The 21,867-nt window shown below is 75.8% G+C and carries 19 protein-coding genes, 1 rRNA gene and 1 pseudogene; 5 read left to right on the top strand and 16 right to left on the bottom strand.

The window, feature by feature from the left end:
* Positions 1–78: 78 nt before the first annotated feature.
* A complete protein-coding gene (locus tag ABT345_RS25695) occupies positions 79–1,239 on the bottom strand; it encodes a beta-1,3-glucanase family protein (RefSeq protein ID WP_345093491.1) in 1,161 nt (386 codons plus the stop codon).
* 10 nt (positions 1,240–1,249) lie between these two features.
* Complete coding sequence (locus ABT345_RS25690) at positions 1,250–2,191, bottom strand: glycoside hydrolase family 16 protein (RefSeq protein ID WP_345093494.1); 942 nt, start codon at positions 2,189–2,191, stop codon at positions 1,250–1,252.
* Between the two features lie 140 nt (positions 2,192–2,331).
* On the opposite strand from ABT345_RS25690, the gene ABT345_RS25685 reads away from it, so the two are divergent.
* Positions 2,332–3,375, top strand: coding sequence for a LacI family DNA-binding transcriptional regulator (locus tag ABT345_RS25685; protein WP_345093497.1), 1,044 nt, complete (start codon positions 2,332–2,334; stop codon positions 3,373–3,375).
* A 61-nt stretch (positions 3,376–3,436) separates the two neighbouring features.
* Positions 3,437–5,068: a PucR family transcriptional regulator gene (locus ABT345_RS25680; RefSeq protein ID WP_345093500.1), complete on the top strand. Its 1,632-nt coding sequence runs from the start codon at positions 3,437–3,439 to the stop codon at positions 5,066–5,068.
* Between the two features lie 188 nt (positions 5,069–5,256).
* On the opposite strand, the gene ABT345_RS25675 is transcribed toward ABT345_RS25680, so the two are convergent.
* The 7 genes from ABT345_RS25675 to ABT345_RS25645 all read right to left on the bottom strand — a co-directional run bounded on the left by ABT345_RS25675 (position 5,257) and on the right by ABT345_RS25645 (position 12,312).
* Positions 5,257–5,910 carry a LysE family translocator gene (locus ABT345_RS25675; RefSeq protein WP_345093503.1) on the bottom strand — a complete coding sequence of 218 codons (654 nt, stop codon included), beginning with the start codon at positions 5,908–5,910 and terminating at the stop codon, positions 5,257–5,259.
* Positions 5,911–5,981: 71 nt separating this feature from the next.
* Positions 5,982–7,130 (bottom strand): glycosyltransferase family 4 protein, encoded by a 1,149-nt coding sequence (locus tag ABT345_RS25670; protein WP_345093506.1) that lies wholly within the window; start codon positions 7,128–7,130, stop codon positions 5,982–5,984.
* 298 nt (positions 7,131–7,428) lie between these two features.
* Positions 7,429–8,211 (bottom strand): hypothetical protein, encoded by a 783-nt coding sequence (locus ABT345_RS25665; RefSeq protein WP_345093509.1) that lies wholly within the window; start codon positions 8,209–8,211, stop codon positions 7,429–7,431.
* Positions 8,212–8,242: 31 nt separating this feature from the next.
* The gene (recN, locus tag ABT345_RS25660; RefSeq protein ID WP_345093575.1) at positions 8,243–9,970 is read right to left on the bottom strand and encodes a DNA repair protein RecN; all 1,728 of its coding nucleotides are present in this window, start codon (positions 9,968–9,970) and stop codon (positions 8,243–8,245) included.
* A 137-nt stretch (positions 9,971–10,107) separates the two neighbouring features.
* Positions 10,108–11,049: an NAD kinase gene (locus tag ABT345_RS25655; protein WP_345093512.1), complete on the bottom strand. Its 942-nt coding sequence runs from the start codon at positions 11,047–11,049 to the stop codon at positions 10,108–10,110.
* Positions 11,046–11,861 (bottom strand): TlyA family RNA methyltransferase, encoded by an 816-nt coding sequence (locus ABT345_RS25650; RefSeq protein WP_345093515.1) that lies wholly within the window; start codon positions 11,859–11,861, stop codon positions 11,046–11,048. Before ABT345_RS25650 ends, ABT345_RS25655 begins: the two co-directional genes overlap by 4 nt.
* 7 nt (positions 11,862–11,868) lie before the next feature.
* Positions 11,869–12,312, bottom strand: coding sequence for a hypothetical protein (locus ABT345_RS25645; protein WP_345093519.1), 444 nt, complete (start codon positions 12,310–12,312; stop codon positions 11,869–11,871).
* Between the two features lie 127 nt (positions 12,313–12,439).
* Here ABT345_RS25645 and ABT345_RS25640 point away from each other — a divergent pair, with 127 nt between their 5' ends.
* Positions 12,440–12,787: a sterol-binding protein gene (locus ABT345_RS25640; RefSeq protein ID WP_345093522.1), complete on the top strand. Its 348-nt coding sequence runs from the start codon at positions 12,440–12,442 to the stop codon at positions 12,785–12,787.
* Here the strand turns inward: ABT345_RS25640 and ABT345_RS25635 are convergent.
* From ABT345_RS25635 to ABT345_RS25625, 3 genes are read right to left on the bottom strand one after another with little or no spacing between them, the layout of a single operon-like run.
* The gene (locus ABT345_RS25635; RefSeq protein WP_345093525.1) at positions 12,771–13,640 is read right to left on the bottom strand and encodes an ABC transporter ATP-binding protein; all 870 of its coding nucleotides are present in this window, start codon (positions 13,638–13,640) and stop codon (positions 12,771–12,773) included. The genes ABT345_RS25640 and ABT345_RS25635 overlap by 17 nt on opposite strands.
* Complete coding sequence (locus ABT345_RS25630; protein ID WP_345093528.1) at positions 13,637–14,713, bottom strand: FecCD family ABC transporter permease; 1,077 nt, start codon at positions 14,711–14,713, stop codon at positions 13,637–13,639. The genes ABT345_RS25635 and ABT345_RS25630 overlap by 4 nt, the downstream gene beginning before the upstream one ends.
* On the bottom strand, positions 14,710–15,756 hold the full coding sequence (locus ABT345_RS25625) for a FecCD family ABC transporter permease (RefSeq protein ID WP_386461286.1): 1,047 nt from the start codon (positions 15,754–15,756) through the stop codon (positions 14,710–14,712). Before ABT345_RS25625 ends, ABT345_RS25630 begins: the two co-directional genes overlap by 4 nt.
* Positions 15,757–15,826: 70 nt before the next feature.
* Between ABT345_RS25625 and ABT345_RS25620 the strand changes: the two genes are divergently transcribed.
* Entirely contained in the window at positions 15,827–16,852 is a 1,026-nt protein-coding gene (locus ABT345_RS25620) for an ABC transporter substrate-binding protein (RefSeq protein WP_345093533.1), read from the top strand.
* A 106-nt stretch (positions 16,853–16,958) separates the two neighbouring features.
* Here ABT345_RS25620 and ABT345_RS25615 read toward each other — a convergent pair whose 3' ends face one another.
* Positions 16,959–17,984, bottom strand: coding sequence for an HAD-IIA family hydrolase (locus ABT345_RS25615; protein WP_345093535.1), 1,026 nt, complete (start codon positions 17,982–17,984; stop codon positions 16,959–16,961).
* Positions 17,985–18,090: 106 nt separating this feature from the next.
* Between ABT345_RS25615 and ABT345_RS25610 the strand changes: the two genes are divergently transcribed.
* Complete coding sequence (locus ABT345_RS25610) at positions 18,091–19,356, top strand: DUF1015 family protein (protein ID WP_345093538.1); 1,266 nt, start codon at positions 18,091–18,093, stop codon at positions 19,354–19,356.
* Between the two features lie 294 nt (positions 19,357–19,650).
* On the opposite strand, the gene ABT345_RS25605 is transcribed toward ABT345_RS25610, so the two are convergent.
* From ABT345_RS25605 to rrf, 3 genes and pseudogenes are all read right to left on the bottom strand, one after another.
* The gene (locus tag ABT345_RS25605) at positions 19,651–20,538 is read right to left on the bottom strand and encodes a tetratricopeptide repeat protein (RefSeq protein ID WP_345093577.1); all 888 of its coding nucleotides are present in this window, start codon (positions 20,536–20,538) and stop codon (positions 19,651–19,653) included.
* A 402-nt stretch (positions 20,539–20,940) separates the two neighbouring features.
* Positions 20,941–21,438, bottom strand: a pseudogene (locus tag ABT345_RS33280) (hypothetical protein); the annotation flags it as partial.
* A 344-nt stretch (positions 21,439–21,782) separates the two neighbouring features.
* A 5S ribosomal RNA gene (gene rrf, locus ABT345_RS25595) occupies positions 21,783–21,867 on the bottom strand; the annotation flags it as partial.

Here is a 21,867-nt window from a genome sequence, read left to right as displayed (position 1 = left end):
AGGGACGGGCCGGCGGCCGGAACGGCACCCGGGGCGCGGCGGCCGCCCGGTGTCCGCGGGGCGGCCACCGGCGGGCCGTCAGAAGGCGGTGAGGGTCAGGGTGATCTCCTTCGGGGCGCCGTCCTCGATGTACGAGGCGAACCCGGCGACGTCGTCGAAGGCGAAGCCGTACGCCTTGCCGTCGCGGGTGGCCTCGTGCATGGCCTTGGCGTAGTGGTTGGTGAGCTTTTGTTGGTAGAAGGTGGCCGGGTCGGTGCCGGGCTGGGCGTCGGCGGTGGTGAGGATCGAGCGGTTGAGGGCGGCGCCGAGGACCGCGGCGACCGGGCCGAGGGTGCCGTCGTTGGGGGCGGCGAGGGTGCCGTCGCAGAAGAGGACGTCACGGGTGGAGGGCTTGTCGAAGGAGACGTTGCCGGGACCGGTGAAGGCGAACTTGCCGCCGGAGACCCGGCCGGTGAAGGTCCCGGCGTCGGTGGTGACCTTGAGGTCCTTGCCCGCGTACGTGGACCACGCCTCGTCGATGGCGGGGGCGAGGTAGTCGGCGGCGAACAGGCCGCTGTCCAGGCCGTGTCCGGGGGCGATGACGCGCTTGTCGCCGACGACCAGCTTGCCGAAGCCGTCGGCCGCCTTGACGTCGGCGAAGACCTTGGCGCGGGCGCCGTCCTTGAGGGTGCCGGTGGTCTGCTCCTTCGCGCCGCCCAGCTTGATCTCCAGCGGCACGCTGAACATGTCGACCATGGTGGTGTTGCAGTACATGCCGCCGGAGTTGTAGGTGAACTCGGCGCAGTCGTGCAGCACCGGGTAGTTGGGGTCGCCCTCGACCCAGCCCGCCGGGTAGGCGAGCGCCGCCTTGCCGTTGCCGTCCTCGACCGCCTTGAACTTCAGCGGGTCGCCGAGCGCGACGTAGATCCGGCCGGACATCTGCGGCAGGTTCAGCGTGGTGGTGCCGCTGCCGGCGAGCGGGATGGCGTAGTCGGTGAAGCCGTCCGGGCCGTTGTCGGCGAGGGCGACGGGCGCCAGTTGGCCGTCGGGGGTGACGCGGACCTGCTGGGTGCCGTCGTTGCCGACGATGTAGACGCGGATCGAGGCGTTGTCGTAGGCGCCGGTCTTGTTGACGAGGTGCAGCGGCATCCCGGCGGCGGCCCGGCCGAGCGGCGCGGACCGTGCGAACGCCCGGGGGGCGAGGGCGAGTCCGGCGGTGGTGGCGGCGAGGGAGCCGAGCAGGGTACGGCGGCTGATCACGGGTGACTCCTTACGGGGTGCGGGCGAAGGCGGGCCGGGCGACGGAGACGGCAACGTTGTCGACCAGCAGAGAGGCGCCGGGCGCGGTGGTCTCGGTGGGGGTGGCGCGGCCGGCGACGCCGTCCGGGAAGCCGCCGCCCATCGCGAGGTTCAGCAGCAGGAAGTGGCCGTGGTGGGTGGCGCGGGCCCAGGTGTCGGCGTCCATGTCGGAGGCGGCGACGGTGTGGTAGGCGGCGCCGTCGAGGAACCACGTCAGCTTCTCGTGGGCGGGGTCGGTGCGGTCGAGTTCGAGGGCGTAGGTGTGGAAGGCGTCCCGGCAGCCGGTACAGGGACGGGAGTTGCCCTTGCCCTGCGTCTCGTTGCAGGGTCCGCCGGGGCTGACGCCGCAGTGCAGGGTGCCCCAGAGGGTGTCGGCGCCATTGACGTTCTCCAGGATGTCGAACTCGCCGATGCCGGGCCAGTTGGTGTAGGTGCCGCGGAAGTCGGCGCCGAGCGTCCAGAAGGCGGGCCAGTAGCCGAGGGCCTTGTCCCCGGTGACGGCCGGGAGCTTGATCTGCGCCTCGATGCGCAGGGCGCCGCCCTCGGGTGCGGCGAAGTCGGTGCGCTTGGTCTCGATGCGGCCGGAGGTCCAGCCGCCGTCCTTCCTCAGCGCGGTGATCTTGAGGTGTCCGGCGCCGTCGAGCTGCAGGTTCTCGGGGGCGTCGGTGTACGTCTGGACCTCGCCGGTGCCCCAGCGGTCGGGGCCGCCGGGGTAGCCGGTGCCGGTGTCGGTGATCCAGTCGTCGGCGGCGGGCCGGGAGCCGGCGGCGCCGTCGAAGTCCGTGCGCCAGACCTCCTGGAAGGCGGGGGCCGCCTCCCGGGCGGCGGCGGTGGGCGAGCCGGCCCAGAAGGGGACCGTGGCCGCCAGGGCGCAGACGAGCGTGACCGCCCGCGCCCTGAATTTCATGATCATGACATTCTCCTCGACACGGTGGGGGTACAGGAGGAGCCTTCGCCTGCGCTCATGAGAGCGCTCTCAATGCGTGGTTGGCACCCTGCCGACTCGGCGGGTGCCGCGTCAACAGGCCCTGGAGAAAAAGGAGTTGTGCGGTGATGGAGTCGAACAGACGGCGGCCGACCCTGGAGGCGGTCGCCGCGCGCGCCGGGGTTTCGCGGGCGACGGTCTCGCGGGTGGTCAACGGCGGCGCCGGGGTGCGGCCCGCGGTGCGGGAGCGGGTGGCGCGGGCCGTGGCCGAGCTGGGCTACGTCCCCAACAGCGCGGCCCGCTCGCTGGTCACCCGGCGCACCGGCGCGGTCGCGGTGGTCATCGGCGAACCGGAGGAGCGGGTCTTCAGCGATCCGTTCTTCGGACGGCAGCTGCGCGGCATCGGCCGGGAACTGGCCGCCGCGGACACGCAGTTGCTGCTGCTTTTGGTGGAGAGCCACGCGGACTGGACGCGGATCGGCCGGTATCTGGCCGCCGGACACGTCGACGGCGCGCTGCTGTTCTCGCTGCACCACGGCCATCCGCTGCCGTCGGTGGCGGTGCGCGCCGGGCTGCCGGTGGTCTACGGCGGACGGCCCGGCTGGGCGGGCGCCGCGGACGACCCGGGGGTGCGGTACGTCGACACCGACAACCGCGACGGCGCCCGGCAGGCCGTACGGCATCTGCGGGAGCGGGGGCGGCGCACCGTCGCCGTCATCACCGGGCCGCTCGACCAGACGTCGGCCGCCGACCGGCTGGCGGGCTACCGCGAGGCGCTGGCGCCGGGGGCGTACGATCCCCGGCTGGTCGCGGACGGCCGGTTCACCGCGCGCGGCGGCGCGGCGGCGATGGCCCGGCTGCTGGACGCGGCGCCGGAGCTGGACGCGGTGTTCGCCTGCTCGGACCTGATGGCGTCCGGGGCGCTGCGCACCCTGCGGGCGCGGGGGCGGCGGGTGCCCGAGGACGTGGCGGTGGTCGGCTACGACGATCTGGAGCCGGCCGCCCGGTCCGAGCCGCCGCTGACCACGGTGCGGCAGGACGTCACGGAGATGGGGCGGCTGATGGCGCGGATGCTGCTGCAGGAGGTGGCGGGCCCCGCGGATCCGGAAAGCGCGCTCCCGGCGTGCGTCGTCACCCCGGCCACACTGGTGGTCCGCGCCTCGTCGGGCTGACGGCGGCGGCCGCCTCGACCGCTGTGACGTGGGACGACGCGCGGCGGGTACCGTCGGTCGCATGGGGCCGGAGACGACGATCGAAGCGGAGATCACCGTACGCAGGGCGCTGGAGCTGCCCGCGCTGCGGCGCGGTCTGCCGGAGGTGGTGGCGGGCGCCGAGGGGCTGGACGGTCCGGTGCGCTGGGTGCACGCCGGGGAGGTGCCGAACATCGCCTCGCTGCTCAAGGGCGGCGAGTTGCTGCTCACCACGGGCCTGGGGCTGGGCGTCCGCCCCGCCGAGCTGCGCGCCTTCGTCCGCGACCTCGCCGACCGGCGGATCGCCGCGCTCGTGGTCGAGCTGGGCGCGCGGTTCACCACCCTGCCCGCGGCGCTGGTCGACGCGGCCCGCGAGTGCGGGCTGACCCTGATCCAGCTGCACCGCGAGGTCCCGTACGTCACGGTCACCGAGGAGATCCACACCGAGATCGTCAACAGCCACTACACGCTGCTGCGCCGCGCCGACGCCCTCATCCGGCGCTGTACGGACGCGCTGCTGCGCGGCGGCGGCGCCCCGGAGGTGCTGCGGCTGCTGGCCGACTTCACCGGCAACCCGCTCTGCCTGGAGTCGGCCGACGGCGGCCCGCTGTACGCGGCGGGGCCGCAGGGCGGCGGTGACGGGCCCGCGGACGCCGATCCGCTGCTGGCCTGGGAGGGACTGCGGGACACCGGTGTCCGCGTCGACGTGCCCGGGGGCGGTCCGGGGCCGGACGCGGTACGGGCGCGGCTGGTGCTGTTGCCGGTCAACTCCCCGGCGGCGCCGGTGCACCGGATCGCCGCGGCGCGGGCGGCCGATCTGCTGGCGGTGGTGATGCTCCAGTCCCGCCAGGAGGAGGTGCTGGCGGCGCGTGGCCGGGGCGACTTCCTGGCCGATCTCGCCGAGGGCCGGGTGTCGGCCGCCGAGGCGCCGGGGCAGGCGCGGCTGCTGGGGTTCCGGCCGGGCGGCGACCCGGTGCTGCCGGTGGTGATGCGGCTGCCGTCGGGGCTGGTGTCGGACGGCGGCTGGGCGGTCCTCGCCCAGGCGCTGCGCGAGGAGCTGACGGCGCTGGGCGTGCCGGTGCTGCTGGGCGTACGGCCGGTGGAGGGCCGGGTGCCGCTGCTGGTGGCGCTGCGCGCGGGGCGGGCCCGGGAGGCGCTCGCCGACCGGGTGGCGCAGGCGCTGCACACCGGGGTGGCGCGGGCCGGTCTCGACCGTCCGGCGGCGGCCCGGCCGGTGGTGGTGGTCGGCACGGCGGGCGAGTGGGCGGCCGCCGGGCCCGGGCTGCGGCACGCGGCCCAGGCGGCGGCCGCCGCCCAGGGACTGCCGCACCAGCCGTGGTACGACGCGCGGCGCCTCGACATCGAACTGCTGCTGTGGCGGCTGCGGGAGCACGGCGGCGAGGAGGTCCTCGCGGACTTCGTGACCCGCGCCATCGGCCCGCTGCTCCACCACGACAAGGCGGCCCGCCAGCCGCTGCTGCCGACGCTGGAGGCGTACCTGGCGAGCGCCGGCCGCAAGGCGGAGACGGCCCGCGCCCTCAACGTCAACCGCCAGACCCTCTACGACCGGCTGGCCCGCATCGCCCATCTCCTCGGCACCGATCTGGACGATCCGCAGACGGTGCTGGGACTGCGGCTGGCGCTGCGGGCGCGACGGCATGCGGAGAAGGGGTAGCCGGGCCTTCGGGCGGGGGCCGGGGCTCCGGGCCGGGGCCGGGGCCGGGGCTCCGGCTTCCGGCGGGAGCCGGCCCGCTCGGTTGCGGCGGGAGCCGGTTGCTGGAGCCGCTTGCTGCGAAAGCCGGTCCGCTCGCTTCCGGCGGAAGCCGACCGCGGCGGGGAGCCGGTCCGCGTTCCCCCGCCCCCTCACCCCGCGGCCGTCTCCACCGCCGTCCCCACCCCGAGCGCGACGAGGACGCCGCCGGTCGTGCCCTCCAGGCCGCGGAGCACCCGGGGGCGGCGCAGCCAGGTGGAGAGGCGGCCGGCGCCGAGGGCGATCAGCAGCAGCCAGCCGGCGGCGATCACCGCGTCGACGGCGCCGAGCAGCAGCGTCGCGCCGAGGACCGAGCGGCCCTGGGGCAGGAACTGCGGGACCACCGCGACGAAGAAGATCCCGACCTTGGGGTTGAGCAGACAGCTCAGCAGGCCCTGCCGGAAGCCGCGCAGCGCGGTGGCGGCCGCCTCGGGCGCCGGCGCCGGCTCCGCCCCCGCGGCCCCGGTCCCCGGCGCGGCGGCACGGCGGCACGCCCACAGCGCCTGGATGCCCAGCACCGCCAGATATCCGGCGCCCAGGAGGCGTACGGCGGTGAACGCGGCGTCCCAGCGCTGGAGGGCCGCGGCCAGGCCGAAGGCGGCCGCCACCGCCCAGGCCAGCGAGCCCGCCGCGGCGCCGAGGGCGGTGGCCGCGCCCGACCGGCGGCCGCCGCGCAGGCAGTTGCGCAGGACCAGCAGGGTGTCCGGCCCGGGCACCACCGTCATCATCAGGGCGAAGAGCGCGAAACCCGCCATCGCTGCCGTCATACCGTCCGCCCGCCTTCCGCGCCCCGCACCGTGCCGTCCGGGTCACCGTAGCGGCCCCGGACGCGGCGGGATCAGAGCGGGGCCGAGCAGCCGCCGGGCCGGGCCACCTCGTCGTAGACGCTCAGGACCTGGGCGACCGTGGCGTCCTCGGTCGGCCAGCCGGCGGCCTGGAGCGGACCGGCGGCGGCCAGCGCGGTGCGCCGGGCCGGGTCGGCGAGGAGGCCGAGGACCGCGCGGGCGAGGCGGACCGCATCGCCGGGACGGATCAGCTCGGCGGCGGGGCCGAGGAGTTCGCGCAGCTCACCGGTGGCGGCGGCGACCAGCGGCGCCCCGGCGGCGAGGGCCTGCTGGGCGAGCGGTGGCCGGGCCTCCCAGCGGCCGGGGACGGCCACCACATCGGCGGCGGCGAGGAGTTCGGGCAGGTCGGTGCGGTGCCCGGCGAGGAGGACGGGCAGCTCCTCGGCGTCGATCCGGCGCTGGAGGGCGGCGCGGCGGCTGCCCTCGCCGACGACGACCAGCAGCGGCCGGGGCTCGTGCGCGGCCCAGGCGTGCGCGGCGTCCAGCAGCAGATCGTGCTCGTGCCGCTCCTCCAGCGGCGCCGCGGCGAGCACCAACGGGCGGTCCACCGCGCCCAGTTCGGCCCGGACCTTGTGGCACGTACGGTCGGCCGCGCCGTCGCCGGTGGCGCGGGGGCCCGGCGGGGCGAGCGGGGACAGCCGGGCGTCGCGGGCGCCGCGCTCGCGGGCGCGGTCGACGAGCCCGGCGCAGACACCGAGGACGACGGCGGCGGCACGCGCCAACTGCCGCTCCCGCAGCCGCACCAGCGCCCCCGCCGCCCGGGCCGCGGTGTGCCAGGTGACGACGAGCGGGAGGCGGCCGCCGCGCGGGCCGCGCACCGTGCGCAGCACCGGCAGGGCGCTCAGCCCGGCCCGTACGCCGTGGGCGTGGACCACGTCCGCGTCGCGGAAGGCGCCGCGCAGCGCCGCGAGCGCGACCGGGTCCGGGCGGGCCGCCACCGGGACGAAGCGGGCCCCGGCCGCGGTGAAGCCGTGCGCCTCCTCGGCCGGGGGCGGGGCGCAGACCGTGACCTGCACACCGCGGGCGATCAGCCCGGCGGTGAGCGAGCGGACGTGGGCGGCGCTGCCCGTGGCGCCGTGGCCGAGCACCTGGACCGTGCGCAGTGGCGCCTGGCCGTGCGGCGGGGGCGGCGTACGGGTCACGGCGTGGGCTCCTGGGTCGGCGGGCTGAGGTCCGTACGGCGGGACGGTCGTGTAGATCGAACACCGGCGGGGCGCGGGGAGTTGCACACCGAGGGGCGCGCGGGGCGCCTGCGGGCGCCGGGGGCGTACGCGGGGAGTGTGTGCGGCGTCCGCCGCGGCACCGCGCACCAGGATGCCAGGCCGCACGCGTCAATTCCGCACCGTTCGCCCGCCGTTCAGGTGGGATGTCTCACCCGCCCGACGGCTGGACCACCCCCATGGGGGACAGAACATCCGTTCCCCGACATCCGGTCGGGGCCTACCCCGGCGACCGGCCCCGGATGTCGCCGATCACCGCCGCCGCCACCAGCGCGGCGGCGTGCGCGGCGAGCCCCGCCCGGCCGTACCGGGCCGCGACGGAGAGGCCCAGCGCCGCGCCGAGCGCATGCGCGCCGGCGTCGCCGAGCATGGTGCGGGCGGCGACGTCATCGGCGAGGACGGCGACCGCGGCGCCCACCGGAGCGGCCGCCGCCCGCCCCGCGGCGCCGCCGCCAAGCAGCCCCGGCGCGCCCAGGGCGAGGACGGCGCCGACGGCACGGCCGGGCCGCAGGTCGAGAAGGTTGACCAGATGGGCGCTCCCGGCGACGACGACACCCGCGAGCAGCGCATCGACCGGCCGCCGCCGCAACGCCGCCCCCGCGGCGAGCCCGGCGCCGCCGATCCCGAACAGCTTGACCGTGCCGGAGGTCACCTCACCGTGCGCGAGCGCCGTGAGGTGGGCCCGGAAGCCGCGCCGCGGGTCGTCCGCGGCGCGCAGGTCGTCGTACGCCCCGCAGGCGCCCGCGGCGAGCACGGTCAGCGCCGCGGCGGTGCGGGCGCGCGGCGTCCCCGGGGCGGCGGCCACCGCGCAGGCGGTGCCGAGGGCGGTGGCGGGCCCGGCGTACAGCGTCACCGGGCGTCCGGCGTGGTTGGTGCGGCGCCAGCGCGCGGCGCCGCCGGGCGGTCTGCGGCGCAGCGCCGCGTGCACGGCGCGGGTGGCGACCGCCGCGCCCGCGAGGAGCGCCGCCCGGCCGTCCGTGAAAGGCCCGTGTGCCCCGCTCATCCCGCTCCCCTCCGCCACCGGGTGGCGCGCGTCACCGTCCCGTACGGGCCGTCTCCAGCAGCTCCTCGGCGTGCGCCCGGGCCGTCTGCGAATCCTCCTGGCCGGCCAGCATGCGGGACAGCTCCCGGATGCGCTCCTCGCCCTCCAGGACGGTGACGCCGCTGCGGGTGACCGAGCCGTCGTGGGTCTTGGCGACCAGCAGCTGCCGGTCGGCGAAGGCCGCGACCTGCGGGAGGTGGGTGACGACGACGACCTGCGCGGACTGCGCGAGGCGGGCGAGGCGGCGGCCGACCTCCACCGCCGCCTTGCCGCCGACGCCCGCGTCGACCTCGTCGAAGAGGTACGTCGGGACGGGGTCGGAGCCGGCGAAGACGACCTCCACGGCGAGCATGACGCGGGAGAGCTCACCGCCGGAGGCGCCCTTGGAGATCGGGCGGGGCGGGGCGCCCGGGTGCGGGGCGAGGAGCAGTTCGACCTCGTCGGCGCCGCTCGGCCCGTAGGCGACGGACCGGCCGCCGACCTCGATGCCGTCACTCTCCTCGGCGGCCTCGGTCTGGCGGATGTCGACACTCACCCGGGCGTGCGGCATGGCGAGTTCGGCCAGCTCCGCGGTGACATCGGCGGCGAAGCGGGTGGCGGCGGCGGTCCGGGCGTCGGTCAGCTCCTGGGCCAGGGCGCCCAGTTCGGTGCGGAGGGCGTCGCGTTCCGCCGTCAGCTCGGCGATCTTGTCGTCGTCGCCGTCCAGTTCGGCCAGGCGCGCCGCGCTCTCCTGGGACCAGGCCAGGACGGCGTCGATGTCCTCGCCGTACTTGCGGGTCAGATGCGTCAGCGCGGCGCGGCGCTCCTCGACGGCGGCGAGCCGCAGCGGATCGGCGTCCAGCCCGTCGGCGTACCCGGCGAGATCGCCCGCGGCGTCCGCCAGCAGGATGCCGATCTCGCCGACCCGCTCGGCCAGCGCGGCCAGCTGCGGGTCGTGGCCGCGCACGGCGTCCAGCGCGCGCCGGGCGGCGGCGACGAGGGTGGCGGCGTCGACGCCCTCCGGGTCCTCGGGGTCGCCGGCCAGCGCGGCGTGCGCGACGCCGGCGGCGGCGGCCAGCGCCTCGGCGTGGCCCAGGCGTTCGGCCTCGGCGGCGAGCGCGGCGTCCTCGCCGGGCTGCGGTTCGACGGCGGCGATCTCGTCCAGCCCGAAGCGCAGCAGGTCGGCTTCCTGGGCGCGTTCGCGGGCCCGCGTCGTCAGGGTGTCCAGCTCGGTGGCGACCGCGCGCAGCCGCCGGTGGGCGGCGGCGTAACGGGCGAGGGGGGCGGCGACGGCCTCCCCGGCGTAGCGGTCCAGGGCCTCGCGCTGACGGGCCGGGCGCAACAGCCCCTGCTGGTCGGTCTGGCCGTGCACGGCGACCAGTTCGTCGGCCAGCTCCGCCAGCAGGCCGACCGGGGCGGACCGGCCGCCGACATGGGCGCGGGAGCGGCCCTCGGCGGAGACGGTGCGGCTGATCAAAAGCGCCCCGTCGTCCAGTTCGGCGCCCGCCTCCTGGGCGCGGACCGCGGCGGGCGCGTCCGCGTCCATCGTCAGGCGGCCCTCGACGACCGCCGCCTTGGCGCCGATCCGCACCAGCGCGGGGTCGGCGCGCCCGCCGAGCAGCAGGCCGAGGCTGGTGACGACCATGGTCTTGCCCGCGCCCGTCTCGCCCGTCACCGCCGTGAAGCCCGGGGACAGCTCGACTACGGCGTCGTCAATGACGCCCAGGGACCGGATCCGCATCTCCTCCAACACGGATACGACCTTACGAGGTCCACCGGCCCCCTCGCGACGGACTCCCGCCCCCGCCACCCGCCGGGGTGGCCGCCCGCTCCCCGGGGCGCCCGGGATCGTCCCGGTACACCCCGGTACCGGGCCCGTCAGTGCGGGGCGCCGCGCCAGCCGGCCACCGGCAGGGCGAACTTCGCGACCAGCCGGTCGGTGAAGGAGGCGTGGTGCAGCCGGGCCAGCCGGACCGGGACGGCGCCGCGGCGGACCTCGACGCGCGCCCCGGCGGGCAGCTCCACGGTGCGGCGCCCGTCGCACCAGAGCACGCCGTGCGGCGTCTTGGGCTGCACCTCGACCGCCAGCACCGACTTCGGGGAGGTGACCAGCGGCTTGGCGAAGAGGGCGTGGGCGCTGATCGGCACCATCAGCAGCGCCTCCACCTCGGGCCAGACGACCGGCCCGCCCGCCGAGAAGGCGTACGCGGTGGAGCCGGTCGGGGTGGCGCAGACGACGCCGTCGCCGCCGAACCGGGAGACCGGGCGGCCGTCGACCTCGGTGACGACCTCCAGCATCCGCTCCCGGGCGGCCTTCTCGACGGACGCCTCGTTGAGCGCCCAGTCGGTGTGCACGACGCTGCCGTTGTTGCGGACCAGCACGTCGAGGGTCATCCGCTCCTCGACCTCGTAGGAGCGGGTGACGACGCGGTCGACGACCTTGTCCAGGTCGTCGCGTTCGGCCTCGGCGAGGAAGCCGACCCGGCCGAGGTTGACGCCGAGCATCGGCACCCCGGAGGTGCGGGCGAAGTCGGCGCCGCGCAGCAGCGTGCCGTCGCCGCCGAGGACGACGAGCAGTTCGCAGCCCTCCGCGGCGCTCTGCCGGGAGGCGACGCGTTCGACGGCGTCCGGCAACGGCAGGTCGGCGGCCTCCTCGGCGAGGACGCGGACGCCGATGCCGTGGCGCAGCAGGCCCGAAACGACGCGTTCGGCGCTGCGGATCGCCGCCGGGCGGCCGGTGTGTGCGAGCAGGAACACCGTCCGTGCCTGCTGCTCGCCCTGGTGCGGTGCGCTCTGATGAACTGCCTGTGTGGTGGTCAACGCGGCCCCTCCGCCACTGCACGGTCGACATCCGCCGGGTCGAGTGCGGGCGCCCCGGCGCGGAGCCACAGAAAGTACTCGACGTTGCCGGAGGGCCCGGGCAGCGGGCTCGCGGTCACGCCGAGGACGCCCAGGCCCAGTTCGGCGGCGCGGGCGGCGACGGCGCGCACGGCCTCGGCGCGCAGCTCCGGGCTGCGGACCACGCCGCCGCTGCCCAGGCGCTCCTTGCCGACCTCGAACTGCGGCTTGACCATCAGGACGAGGTCGGCGCCGGGCGCGGTGCAGGCGGTCAGCGCGGGCAGCACCAGGCCCAGCGGGATGAAGGAGAGATCGCCGACGACCAGGTCGACGGGGACGTCGTCGATCGCTTCGAGGGTCAGCTCGCGGACGTTGGTGCGGTCCTTGACGGTGACCCGCTCGTCGCTCTGCAGGGACCAGGCGAGCTGCCCGTAGCCGACGTCGACGGCGACGACGTGGGCGGCCCCGGCGCGCAGCAGGACATCGGTGAAGCCGCCGGTGGACGCCCCGGCGTCGAGGGCGCGGCGCCCCTCGACGCGCAGCCCGAGGGGGACGAACGCCGCGAAGGCGCCGGCGAGCTTGTGTCCGCCGCGCGAGACGTAGTCCGGATCGTTCGCGTCCTCGCGGACGACCACGGCGGCGCCGGTGGCGACCTGGGTGGCGGCCTTGGTCGCGGTCGTGCCGCCGACGGTCACCCGTCCCGCGGCGATCAGCTGACCGGCGTGCTCGCGCGAGCGGGCCAGCTTGCGGCGCACCAGCTCCGCGTCGAGTCGGCGTCGTGCCACTCCTGCCACCTGTGGTTCAGCTCCTGAGGTCGTTCGTCGCCGTGCCGTGTCCGGCCGGCGTGGGGGCGGGCGGCCCGCTCTGCCCGTCGAGGGCGGCCAGCGCGTCACGCAGCCCACGGTGCACATCCTCGTACACCGCGAGGTGCGCGCCGACGGCGAGGTGGTCGGCGTCGGCGAGACGGCGCAGCGGGGTGTCGACGGCGGGCTCGCCGGTCGGGGTGACGGCGACGCCGAGCGGCCGCGGGGCGGCGGGGGCGGCCGCCTCGTCCGGTGCGGCGGGCTCCTCGGGCGCGCCGGGCTCCGGGGCGGCGAGGGCGGCGGGCCCGGTTCCGGCCGCCGGCTCCGTGGTGCCGTCCGGTGCGGCGGGCACACCGGACCCGTCGGGCGCGGGGCCGCCGGTCTCCGCGGTCGGGGGCTGGGGCGGGCGGTGCGGCGGCGGGCCCGGCGTCGGCTGGTGCATGTCCCCGACGCTACCGCGTACGGCCGGACGGCTCGCCGGTCAGGCCGGTGGGCGGGGCCGCCACGCCACCGTCCGGGGCGCCGCGGCGACGGCGTGGCGGCGCACCGCCGGGCTATCGTCGGCGGCGATGGCAACCCTCGACCAGTGCCGCGCGGCGCTCGACCGGCTGGCCCGGAACATGTCCGGCGCCGACGGCGAGGTGCGCAGCGCCGCCGCCCTCGACCGCTCGCTCAGCTGCCGCCTCACCGACCTCGACGTCACGTTCCTGGGGCGGCTGGCCCACGGCACCATCGAGGACGTGACCTGCGTGCCGGGTCCGCCGCCTTACAGGGCCGAGATCCGGCTGGCGATGTCCGGGGACGATCTGGTCGCGCTGGTCGACGGGCGGCTGGACTTCGCGCGTGCCTGGGGCCGGGGCCGGGTGCGGCTGGAGGCCGGGGTGCTCGATCTGCTGCGGCTCAGGAAGCTGCTGTAGGCACGGCCGGGCGCCGCGCCGCGCGGGCCGCCGGGACGATCAGCGGGGTGCCGGTCTGCGGGTCGTCGATGACCTGGCAGCGCAGCCCGAAGACGGACTCGACCAGCTCGGCGGTGACGATGTCGCCCGGCGCGCCCTCGGCGACGACCCGGCCGTCCTTCAGCGCGATGAGATGGCTGGCGTAGCGGGCGGCGTGGTTGAGGTCGTGGAGGACGGCGACGAGGGTGCGGCCCTGTTCCTCGTGGAGGGCGGCGCAGAGGTCGAGGACCTCGATCTGGTGCTGGATGTCGAGGTAGGTGGTGGGCTCGTCGAGGAGGAGCAGCGGCGTCTGCTGGGCGAGCGCCATCGCGATCCACACCCGCTGGCGCTGGCCGCCGGAGAGTTCGTCGACGTAGCGGTCGGCGAGGTCGCCGATGCCGGTCGCCGCCATCGACTCCCGCACGATCCGCTCGTCCCCGCGCGACCACTGCCGCAGCACGCCCTGGTGCGGATAGCGGCCGCGGGCGACGAGGTCGGCGACGGTGATGCCGTCCGGCGCCACCGACGACTGCGGCAGCAGCCCGAGGGTGCGCGCCACCTGCTTCGCCGGGTACGAGGAGAGCGCCGCGCCGTCCAGCAGGACCTGGCCACCGGTGGGCCGCAGCATCCGCGACAGGGCGCGCAGCAGGGTCGACTTGCCGCAGCCGTTGGGGCCGACGATGACGGTGAAGGAGTGGTCGGGGATCTCCACCGAGAGGTCGTCGGCGATGACCCGGCGGTCGTAGGCGAGGGTGAGGTGCTCGGCCGCGAGACGGCTCACTTCAGGGCTCCTGGGGGTGGTCTTCGGGTCGGGGGCCGGGCGCGGGGCGCTCATATCCGTCCGCCGCGGCGCTCGGTGATCAGCAGCCGGACGAGGTAGGCGCCGCCGAGCGCGCCGGTCAGGACGCCGACCGGCAGCTGGTCGGCGCCGAAGAGCCGCTGCCCGGCCCAGTCCGCGCCGACCAGCAGCGCGGCGCCCATCGCGGCGGACGGCAGCAGGTTGGGGCCGGGCGCCCGGGTCAGCCGCCGGGCGAGCTGCGGCGCGGTCAGCGCGACGAAGGCGATCGGCCCGGCGGCGGCGGTCGCGGCGGCCACCAGCACGACGGCGGCGGACAGCGTGACGGCGCGGACCCGCCCGGTGCGGACGCCGAGCGCGCCGGCCGCGTCCTCGCCCATCTCCAGCATCCGCAGCGGCCGCCCGTACGCCAGGGTCAGCGGGACGAGGACGGCGCAGACGGCGGCGAGCGGCCACACCTGGCCCCAGTCGCGGCCGCTGAGCGAGCCGGTCATCCAGGTGGTGGCGCCGGTGGCCTCGACGATGTTCGCCTTGGTCAGCAGGTAGAGGACGAGGGCGTAGAGCATCGCGGCGGCGCCGATGCCGACGAGGACGAAGCGGTAGCCGTGGATGCCGCGCTGCCAGGCCAGCAGGAAGATCAGCAGCCCGGTGACGACGCCGCCGGTGACCGCTCCGGCGGCGACCGCGAAGGTGCCGCCGTGCAGGTACACGATGACGAAGAGCGCGCCGACGGAGGCGCCCTGGCCGAAGCCGAGGACGTCCGGGCTGCCGAGCGGATTGCGCGAGACGGTCTGGAAGACGGCGCCGGCGATGCCGAAGGCGGCGCCGACCAGCAGCCCCACCAAGGCGCGCGGCAGCCGCAGTTCGCGCACGATGAAGCGCTGGCCCGCCTCGCCGCCACCGGTCAGCGCCCGCAGCACCTCACCTGGTGTCAGCGGGAAGTCCCCGGAGCCGATGAGCGCGACGGCCGCGGCGCCGGCGAGCGCGAGCAGCGCCGTCCCGGCGGCGACCGCCCGCACGTCGAGCCGCAGCGACAGGCCGCCGGGGGTGCGGAGGGTGGTGGTGCGCCGGGTCCGCGGGGCGTGCGGCGCGCGGGTCACGGGGGTGTTCACAGCTGGGCCATCCTCCGGCGCCGTACGAGGTGGATGAAGACCGGGCCGCCGAGGACCGCGGTGACGATGCCGACCTGGAGTTCGCCGGGCCGGGCGGCGACGCGCCCGAGGATGTCCGCGCCGAGCAGCAACGCCGGCGAGAGCACCGCGGAGTACGGCAGGATCCAGCGCAGATCGGGGCCGGTCAGCGCGCGGACCGCGTGCGGCACCATCAGGCCGAGGTAGACGATCGGGCCGCAGGCGGCGGTGGCGCCGCCGCACAGCAGGGTCACCGCGCACATCGCCAGGATCCGGGTCCGGGTCAGCCGGGCGCCGAGCGCCCGCGCCTGGTCGTCGCCGAGCGCCACGGCGTTGAGCGGCCGGGCCAGCAGCAGCGCGAGGACCGCCCCCGCCGCGAGGAACGGCGCGATGTGCGCGAACGTCGGCAGGGTGGCGGTGGCCAGCGAACCGACCGTCCAAAAGCGCATCTTGTCCAGCGCCGCGGAGTCCAGGAGGTTGACGGCGTTGGTGTAACCGGTCAGGACCGCGGTCAGCGCGGTACCGGCGAGCGCGAGCCGTACGGGCGTGGCGCCGCGGGTGCCGCCGAGGACGTAGACGGCGGCGGAGACCACCGCGGCGCCGAGGAAGGCGAACCAGACGTAGCCGGTGAGCGAGGTGACGCCGAGGACGCTGATCGCGGTGACGACGGCGGCCGCGGCACCGGCGTTGATGCCGAGCAGTCCCGGGTCGGCGAGGGGGTTGCGGGTCAGCGCCTGCATGACGGCGCCGCCGAGGCCGAGGGCCGCGCCGACCGCGAGGCCGAGCAGCGTACGGGGCATCCGGACGTCGCGGACGATGACGTCGGTGTCGGTGCCGGAGTAGTGGACGAGGCCGTGCCAGACCTGGTCGAGCGGGATCTGCTTGGCGCCGACCGCGAGGCCGAGCGCGGTGAGGACGGCGAGCGCACCGGCGGCGGCGATCAGCCCCGCGAGGCGCACGAGGTGACGCCGCGACGGATTCACCTGCGCCGGATCCGTGGGGGTTTCGGGGGGACTGTCTACCAACACGAAGAGTTAGGTTAGCCTACCCTCACACTTCGTGGCTCCCCGCCCCTACCAGGAAGAAGCACCACCCATGCGCACCCTCACCGCCCTCACCCCGTCCCGACGCGGCATCCTCGCCACCGGCGGCGCCGTCGGCATCGGCGCGCTCCTCGCCGCCTGCGGCGGCGGCAGCGGCGGCAAGGGCTCCGGGTCGGCGGGCGGCGGCGCCTGGGCGTTCACCGACGACCGGAGGAAGAAGGTGTCGCTCGCTCACCGGCCGCAGCGCATCGTCGCGTTCACCGGCACCGCCGCCGCCCTGCACGACTTCGGCGCGGACACGCACATCGTCGGCGTCTTCGGCCCGACCAAGCTGCCCAGCGGCAAGCCCGACCCGCAGGCCGGCGGCCTCGACGTCGACAAGGTCACCGTCCTCGGCAACGCCTACAACCAGTTCAACGTCGAGAAGTACGCAAGCCTCTCCCCCGACCTGCTGATCACCAACATGTACGAGCCGGGCGCCCTCTGGTTCGTGCCCGACGACCGCAAGAGCAAGATCGCCCAGCTCGCCCCGAGCGTCGCCCTGACCGCCTCCCGCACCCCGCTGGTGAAGATCATCGAGCGGTACGCGGAGCTGGCCGGAGCCCTCGGCGCCGACCTGAAGGCCCCGCGCGTCACCGACGCCAAGGCCCGCTTCGAGAAGGCCAGCGCCGAACTGCGCGCCGCCGCCAAGGCCAACCCCGTCAAGGTCCTCGCCTGCTCCGGCAGCGCCGACCTCTTCTACGCGTCCAACCCCGGCATCAACGCCGACCTCATGTACTACAAGTCGCTCGGCGTCGACCTGATCGTCCCCGACCACCTCGACAAGGGCGGCTACTTCGAGTCCCTGAGCTGGGAGAACGCCGACAAGTACCGCGCCGACGTGCTGCTGCTCGACAACCGCACCGCCACCCTCCAGCCCAAGGACCTGGCGACCAAGCCGTCCTGGGCCCAGCTCCCCGCCGTCAAGGCCGACCAGATCACCCCCTGGTCCAGCGAGCCCCGCTTCTCCTACGCGGGCGCCACCCCGCTCATCGAACAGCTCACCCGCGCCATCCGGGACGCGAAGAAGGTGCGCTGAGCGGGACCGCCACGGACGGAGCCGGGCCCGCCCGAGCCGGAACGCGGGGTACGCCCCGGGCGGGCGGCAGGGCCCGGCGCCCGGTGCGGCAGCCGGCCCCGCCCCCTCACATCCCCAGCGTCCGCAGCGCCTTGACCGCATCCCCCGCAAAGACACCGTCGCCCGCCGCCGTCCACGCCGCCGCGCAGAGCGCCCGCAGCCCGTCCAGCGGCGCGCCGTCGCCCTCGACGTCCAGCCGGTCGCCGCGCACCACCGCCCGCAGACCGCCGCACCGGAACCCGTCCCCGTCCGGCACCACCGCGGGCTGCGCCACCAGCAGTCCGCGCAGGTCGGCGTCCACATAGGCGGGCCGGTGCGGCGGCGGCGCGAGAAGCAGATCGGCCGGCGTGGTCACGCCGGTGAGGACCAGCAGCGCATCCACACCGCCGTTGAAGGCGCCCTCGATGTCCGTGTCGAGCCGGTCGCCGATCACCAGCGGCCGGCGCGCACCGGTGCGCAGCACCGTCTCGCGGTGCATCGGCGGCTGCGGCTTCCCCGCCACCTGCGGCGCCCCGCCCGCCGCGATCCGCACCACCTCGACCAGCGCACCATTGCCCGGCGCGATCCCCCGCTCCCGGGGGATCGTCAGATCGGTGTTGGACGCGAACCACGGCACCCCGCGCTGCACCGCGTACGCCGCCTCGGCCAGCTGCCCCCAGTCGATCCCCGCGTCATAGCCCTGGACCACCGCCGCCGGACCGTCGTCGGCCGACCCCACCGGCTCCAGACCGCGCTCGCGCAGCGCCACCCGGAGCCCCTCGCCTCCGACGGCCAGCACCCGGGAGCCCGGCGGCACCTGCTCGGCGATCAGCCGGGCCACCGCCTGCGCCGAGGTGATCACGTCCCCGGCACCGGTCGGCAGACCGAATCCGGTCAGTTGGGCGGCGACCGCCTGCGGGGTCCGGGCGGCGTTGTTCGTCACATACGCCAGATGCATCCCGCCCGCCCGCGCCGCGGTGAGCGCCTCGACGGCGTACGGCACGGCCACGCCCCCGGCGTAGACGACCCCGTCCAGATCCAGCAACGCCGTGTCGTACTCCGCGCACAGCGCACCGTCACACCCGTCGGGCCGCCCGCGCATCCGCTCCGTCATGCCGCTCCGCTCCTCACCGCCCGCGCCGCGGACCACCGAAAGATCCAGCCATGTCCTGGCTCTCCCCCGATCATCTCTCACAGGTTGAGCGCCGTAACATTCCCCAATGACCGATACCGACGGCCTCCGCCTCCTCCCGTTCCGAGGGCTGCGCTACGCCCCGAACCGGATCAGCAGTCTCACCGCGGTCACCTCTCCCCCGTACGACGTCGTGGTCCGGCCCGACGGCGTCCGGCTGCTGGAGACCGCCGACCCGTACAACATCGTGCGGCTGATCCTCCCCCAGGCCGCCGACCCGGCCACCCGCCACCGCCGGGCCGCCACCACCCTGGCCCGCTGGCGCGCCGAGGGCGTCCTGGTGACGGACCCACGCCCCGCGCTCTACGTCTACGAGCAACGCAGCGGCGACGTCCTCCAGCGCGGGCTGATCGGCACCCTGCGGCTGGACGGGCCGGTGCTGCCGCACGAGGACGTCATCCCCGAGGTGGTCGAGGACCGGGCCGCGCTGATGCGCGCCGCGGCCGCCAACTTCGAGCCGCTGCTCCTCGCCTACCGCGGCGACGGCTCGGTGACCGGCGCCGCCGCCGTCATCGAGACCGCCGTCCGGCGCGCCCCGCTGCTCGCCACCACCACCGAGGACGGCTTCACCCACCGGCTCTGGGCCGTCACCGACCCGGACGAGCTCGCCGCGATCGACGCGGACCTCTCCGGCCAGCAGGCGCTGATCGCCGACGGCCACCACCGCTGGGCCACCTACCAGCGCCTCCACGAGCAGACCGGTGCCGACCCCGACTCCCCCTGGGCCTCCGGACTGGTGCTGCTCGTCGACACCGCCCGCCATCCGCTCCAGGTCCGCGCCATCCACCGGGTGCTGCCGCATCTGACGCCCGCCGAGGCGCTGGCCCGGCTCGGCGGCGCCTTCCGGGCCCGCCCGCTGCCGGGCGACGCGGCCGCCGCCCTCGCCACCCTGGAGAAGACCCCGGGCAACGCCTTCGTCCTCACCGACGGCACCGGCACGTACCACCTCCTGGACCGGCCCGACCCGCAACTGCTGGCGGAAGCGGTACGCGCCGACCGCCCGGAGCTGTGGCGGACCCTCGACGCCACGGTCCTGCACTCCGTCCTGCTCGACACGGTCTGGCAGATCCCCGACCACCCGACCCACATCAGCTACCTGCACCACACCGAGGCCGCCCTCGCCCAGGCCGCCCGCCACGGCGGCACCGCCGTCCTGATGCGCGCCGCCACCGAGGAAACCGTCCGCGACCTGGCCCGCCAGGGCGTGACCATGCCCCGCAAGTCCACCTCCTTCGGCCCCAAACCGGCAACGGGCCTGGTCCTGCGCACCTTGGACACGACGACGGGCAACTGACGAGGACGGTGCGCCGGCGAGACTGACGAGGACGGTCCGCCGCATCGGACGCGACCACGGACGGAGGCACGCCGGCCACCGTCTCCGCACTCCGCCGCATGCCGTCCGCCCGGCAGACGCCCCGATACGGGCCCGGGCGAGCGCCCACCGGGAGAGGGGGCCCGGCGTCGTACGAGCGGCCGGGGCGCCACCCGTCCCAGGCAGCGTCCCGGCGACCGCACCACGCACGGAGGGCGGGACCCCCCACGGGATCCCGCCCTCCGTCCTTCACGTCATCCGCGACGCGGCACCGGCTCAGCCCTTCTCGGGCTCACCGCCCTCGGCACCGTCCCGACGAGCCTCATCGGCACCGTCCCGACCGGCCTCGACGACCTCACCGGCGTCCTCGTCCGCCACGTCGACCGCCGCGTCGACGACCCCGGCACCGGCCTCGGCCGCGCCCCGGTCCGCCGCGGGCTTCTCGGCCGCGGGCTCCTCGTCGTCGTCCGCCGACTCGTCCAGCGCGTCGGTGAACTCCACGCCGTCCAGCTCGGCCAGCCGGTCCGACGCGTCGGTCGTCCCGCCCTGGTCGGCCTCCAGCGCCTTGGCGAACCAGTCGCGCGCCTCGTCCTCCCGGCCGACGGCCAGCAGCGCATCGGCGTACGCGTAGCGCAGCCGCGCCGTCCACGGGTGCACGGCGCTCGACGCCAGCTCGGGGCTCTGCAGCGTCACCACCGCGGCCTCCGCCTGCCCCATGTCCCGGCGGGCCCCCGCGGCCACCAGCCGCATCTCGACCTGCCCGGCCTTGTCCAGCTTCGCCACCTCGGGCTCGCCGGCCATCGCCATCGCCTTCTCGGGGCGGCCCAGACCGCGCTCGCAGTCCGCCATGACGGGCCACAGCTCCACGCTGCCGGTCATCCGCCGCGACGCCCGGAACTCCGCCAGCGCCTCGCTGTACTTGCCGACGGCGTACGCGGCGAAGCCCGCCGCCTCCCGCACCGCGGCGACCCGGGACGCCAGCCGCAGCGCGACCCGCGAGTACCCGTACGCCCGCTCCGGGTCCTCGTCCAGCAGCTTCGCCACCATGACGAGGTTCCTGGCGACGTCCTCGGCAAGCGTCTTCGGCAGGCTCAGCAGCTCCTGCCGCACATCCTTGTCGATCTCATCACCGGTGACGTCATCGGGAATCGGCAGCCGCTTGATCGGCTCCCGACGCTCGTCCCGCCGGTCATCCCGCCGCTCATCACGCCCACGCCCGGCCCCATAAGGCCACCGCCCACGCTCATCCTCCCGCCGGAAGCCACCGCGGTCGTCGCGACGGTCATCACGACGGAAGCCGCCGCGATCGCCGCCCCGATCGTCACGACGGAACCCGCCACGGTCGCCACCACGGTCATCACGGCGATCGTCACGGCGGAAACCACTACGCTCGCCGCCGCGGTCATCACGACGGTCGTCCCGACGGAACCCGCCGCGCTCGCCACCACGATCGTCGCGACGCTCGTCACGGCGGTCGTCGCGACGGAAGCCGCCCCGGTCGCCGCCGCGGTCATCCCGCCGGTCATCGCGACGGAACCCGCCCCGGTCACCACCAGAGGGACGATCATCCCGACGGAACGACGGACGGTCATCGCGGCGGAAGCCCCCGCGGTCGTCGCGACGGAAACCACCACGGTCGCCCCCACGATCGTCGCGACGATCGTCGCGGCGGAACCCGCCCCGGTCACCACCAGACGGACGGTCATCCCGACGGAAGCCACCACGATCGTCCCGCCGGTCATCACGACGGAAGCCGCCCCGGTCGCCCCCGGACGAACGGTCATCGCGACGGAAGCCGCCACGGTCATCACGACGGTCGTCGCGGCGGAACCCACCGCGGTCGCCGCCACGGTCATCACGACGCTCGTCCCGACGGAACCCGCCACGATCGCCCCCACGATCGTCGCGACGGTCATCGCGACGGAAGCCCCCACGGTCGCCCCCGCGGTCATCGCGACGGAAGCCGCCACGGTCGCCCCCGGACGAACGGTCATCGCGACGGAAGCCGCCACGGTCATCACGACGGTCGTCGCGGCGGAACCCACCGCGGTCGCCGCCACGGTCGTCCCGACGGTCGTCCCGACGGTCGTCCCGACGGAACCCGCCCCGATCGCCACCGGACGAGCGGTCGTCCCGCCGGCCGTAACCGCCACCGGACGGGCGCCCGCCACGGTCGAAGTCACGTCGCGGACCCCGGTCGTCACGCCGGAAACCACCGCGGTCGCCGTCGTCGCGCCGCTGCGGACGACGCTCCGAACGATCGTCGGAAGAGTTGGTGGACATCGACGTGACTCCTGTCTTCGGCACTGCATTCATTCTCACGCACCGACCACTTCGGCGCGCTTCGGCAAAACAAAAAGGACCCCTGGTCCCAGCATGAACGCTGGGACCAGGGGTCCTGAAAAATTGTTCGGCGGCGTCCTACTCTCCCACAGAGTCCCCTCTGCAGTACCATCGGCGCTGAAAGGCTTAGCTTCCGGGTTCGGAATGTAA

This window comes from Streptomyces sp. NPDC000404 (genome assembly GCF_040300365.1).
Taxonomy (GTDB): Bacteria; Actinomycetota; Actinomycetes; order Streptomycetales; family Streptomycetaceae; genus Streptomyces; species Streptomyces ramulosus.
This window is presented reverse-complemented; position numbering and strand designations above follow the sequence as displayed.

What these genes read in the sequence shown, in the direction of transcription:
- ABT345_RS25645 (WP_345093519.1), bottom strand. Translation starts at nt 12,312, where the DNA reads ATGCACCAGCCGACGCCGGGCCCGCCGCCGCACCGCCCGCCCCAGCCC.
- ABT345_RS25615 (WP_345093535.1), bottom strand. Translation starts at nt 17,984, where the DNA reads ATGACGGAGCGGATGCGCGGGCGGCCCGACGGGTGTGACGGTGCGCTG.
- ABT345_RS25610 (WP_345093538.1), top strand. Translation starts at nt 18,091, where the DNA reads ATGACCGATACCGACGGCCTCCGCCTCCTCCCGTTCCGAGGGCTGCGC.
- ABT345_RS25690 (WP_345093494.1), bottom strand. Translation starts at nt 2,191, where the DNA reads ATGATCATGAAATTCAGGGCGCGGGCGGTCACGCTCGTCTGCGCCCTG.
- ABT345_RS25685 (WP_345093497.1), top strand. Translation starts at nt 2,332, where the DNA reads ATGGAGTCGAACAGACGGCGGCCGACCCTGGAGGCGGTCGCCGCGCGC.
- ABT345_RS25620 (WP_345093533.1), top strand. Translation starts at nt 15,827, where the DNA reads ATGCGCACCCTCACCGCCCTCACCCCGTCCCGACGCGGCATCCTCGCC.
- recN (WP_345093575.1), bottom strand. Translation starts at nt 9,970, where the DNA reads ATGCGGATCCGGTCCCTGGGCGTCATTGACGACGCCGTAGTCGAGCTG.
- ABT345_RS25680 (WP_345093500.1), top strand. Translation starts at nt 3,437, where the DNA reads ATGGGGCCGGAGACGACGATCGAAGCGGAGATCACCGTACGCAGGGCG.
- ABT345_RS25640 (WP_345093522.1), top strand. Translation starts at nt 12,440, where the DNA reads ATGGCAACCCTCGACCAGTGCCGCGCGGCGCTCGACCGGCTGGCCCGG.
- ABT345_RS25675 (WP_345093503.1), bottom strand. Translation starts at nt 5,910, where the DNA reads ATGACGGCAGCGATGGCGGGTTTCGCGCTCTTCGCCCTGATGATGACG.
- ABT345_RS25635 (WP_345093525.1), bottom strand. Translation starts at nt 13,640, where the DNA reads ATGAGCGCCCCGCGCCCGGCCCCCGACCCGAAGACCACCCCCAGGAGC.
- ABT345_RS25665 (WP_345093509.1), bottom strand. Translation starts at nt 8,211, where the DNA reads ATGAGCGGGGCACACGGGCCTTTCACGGACGGCCGGGCGGCGCTCCTC.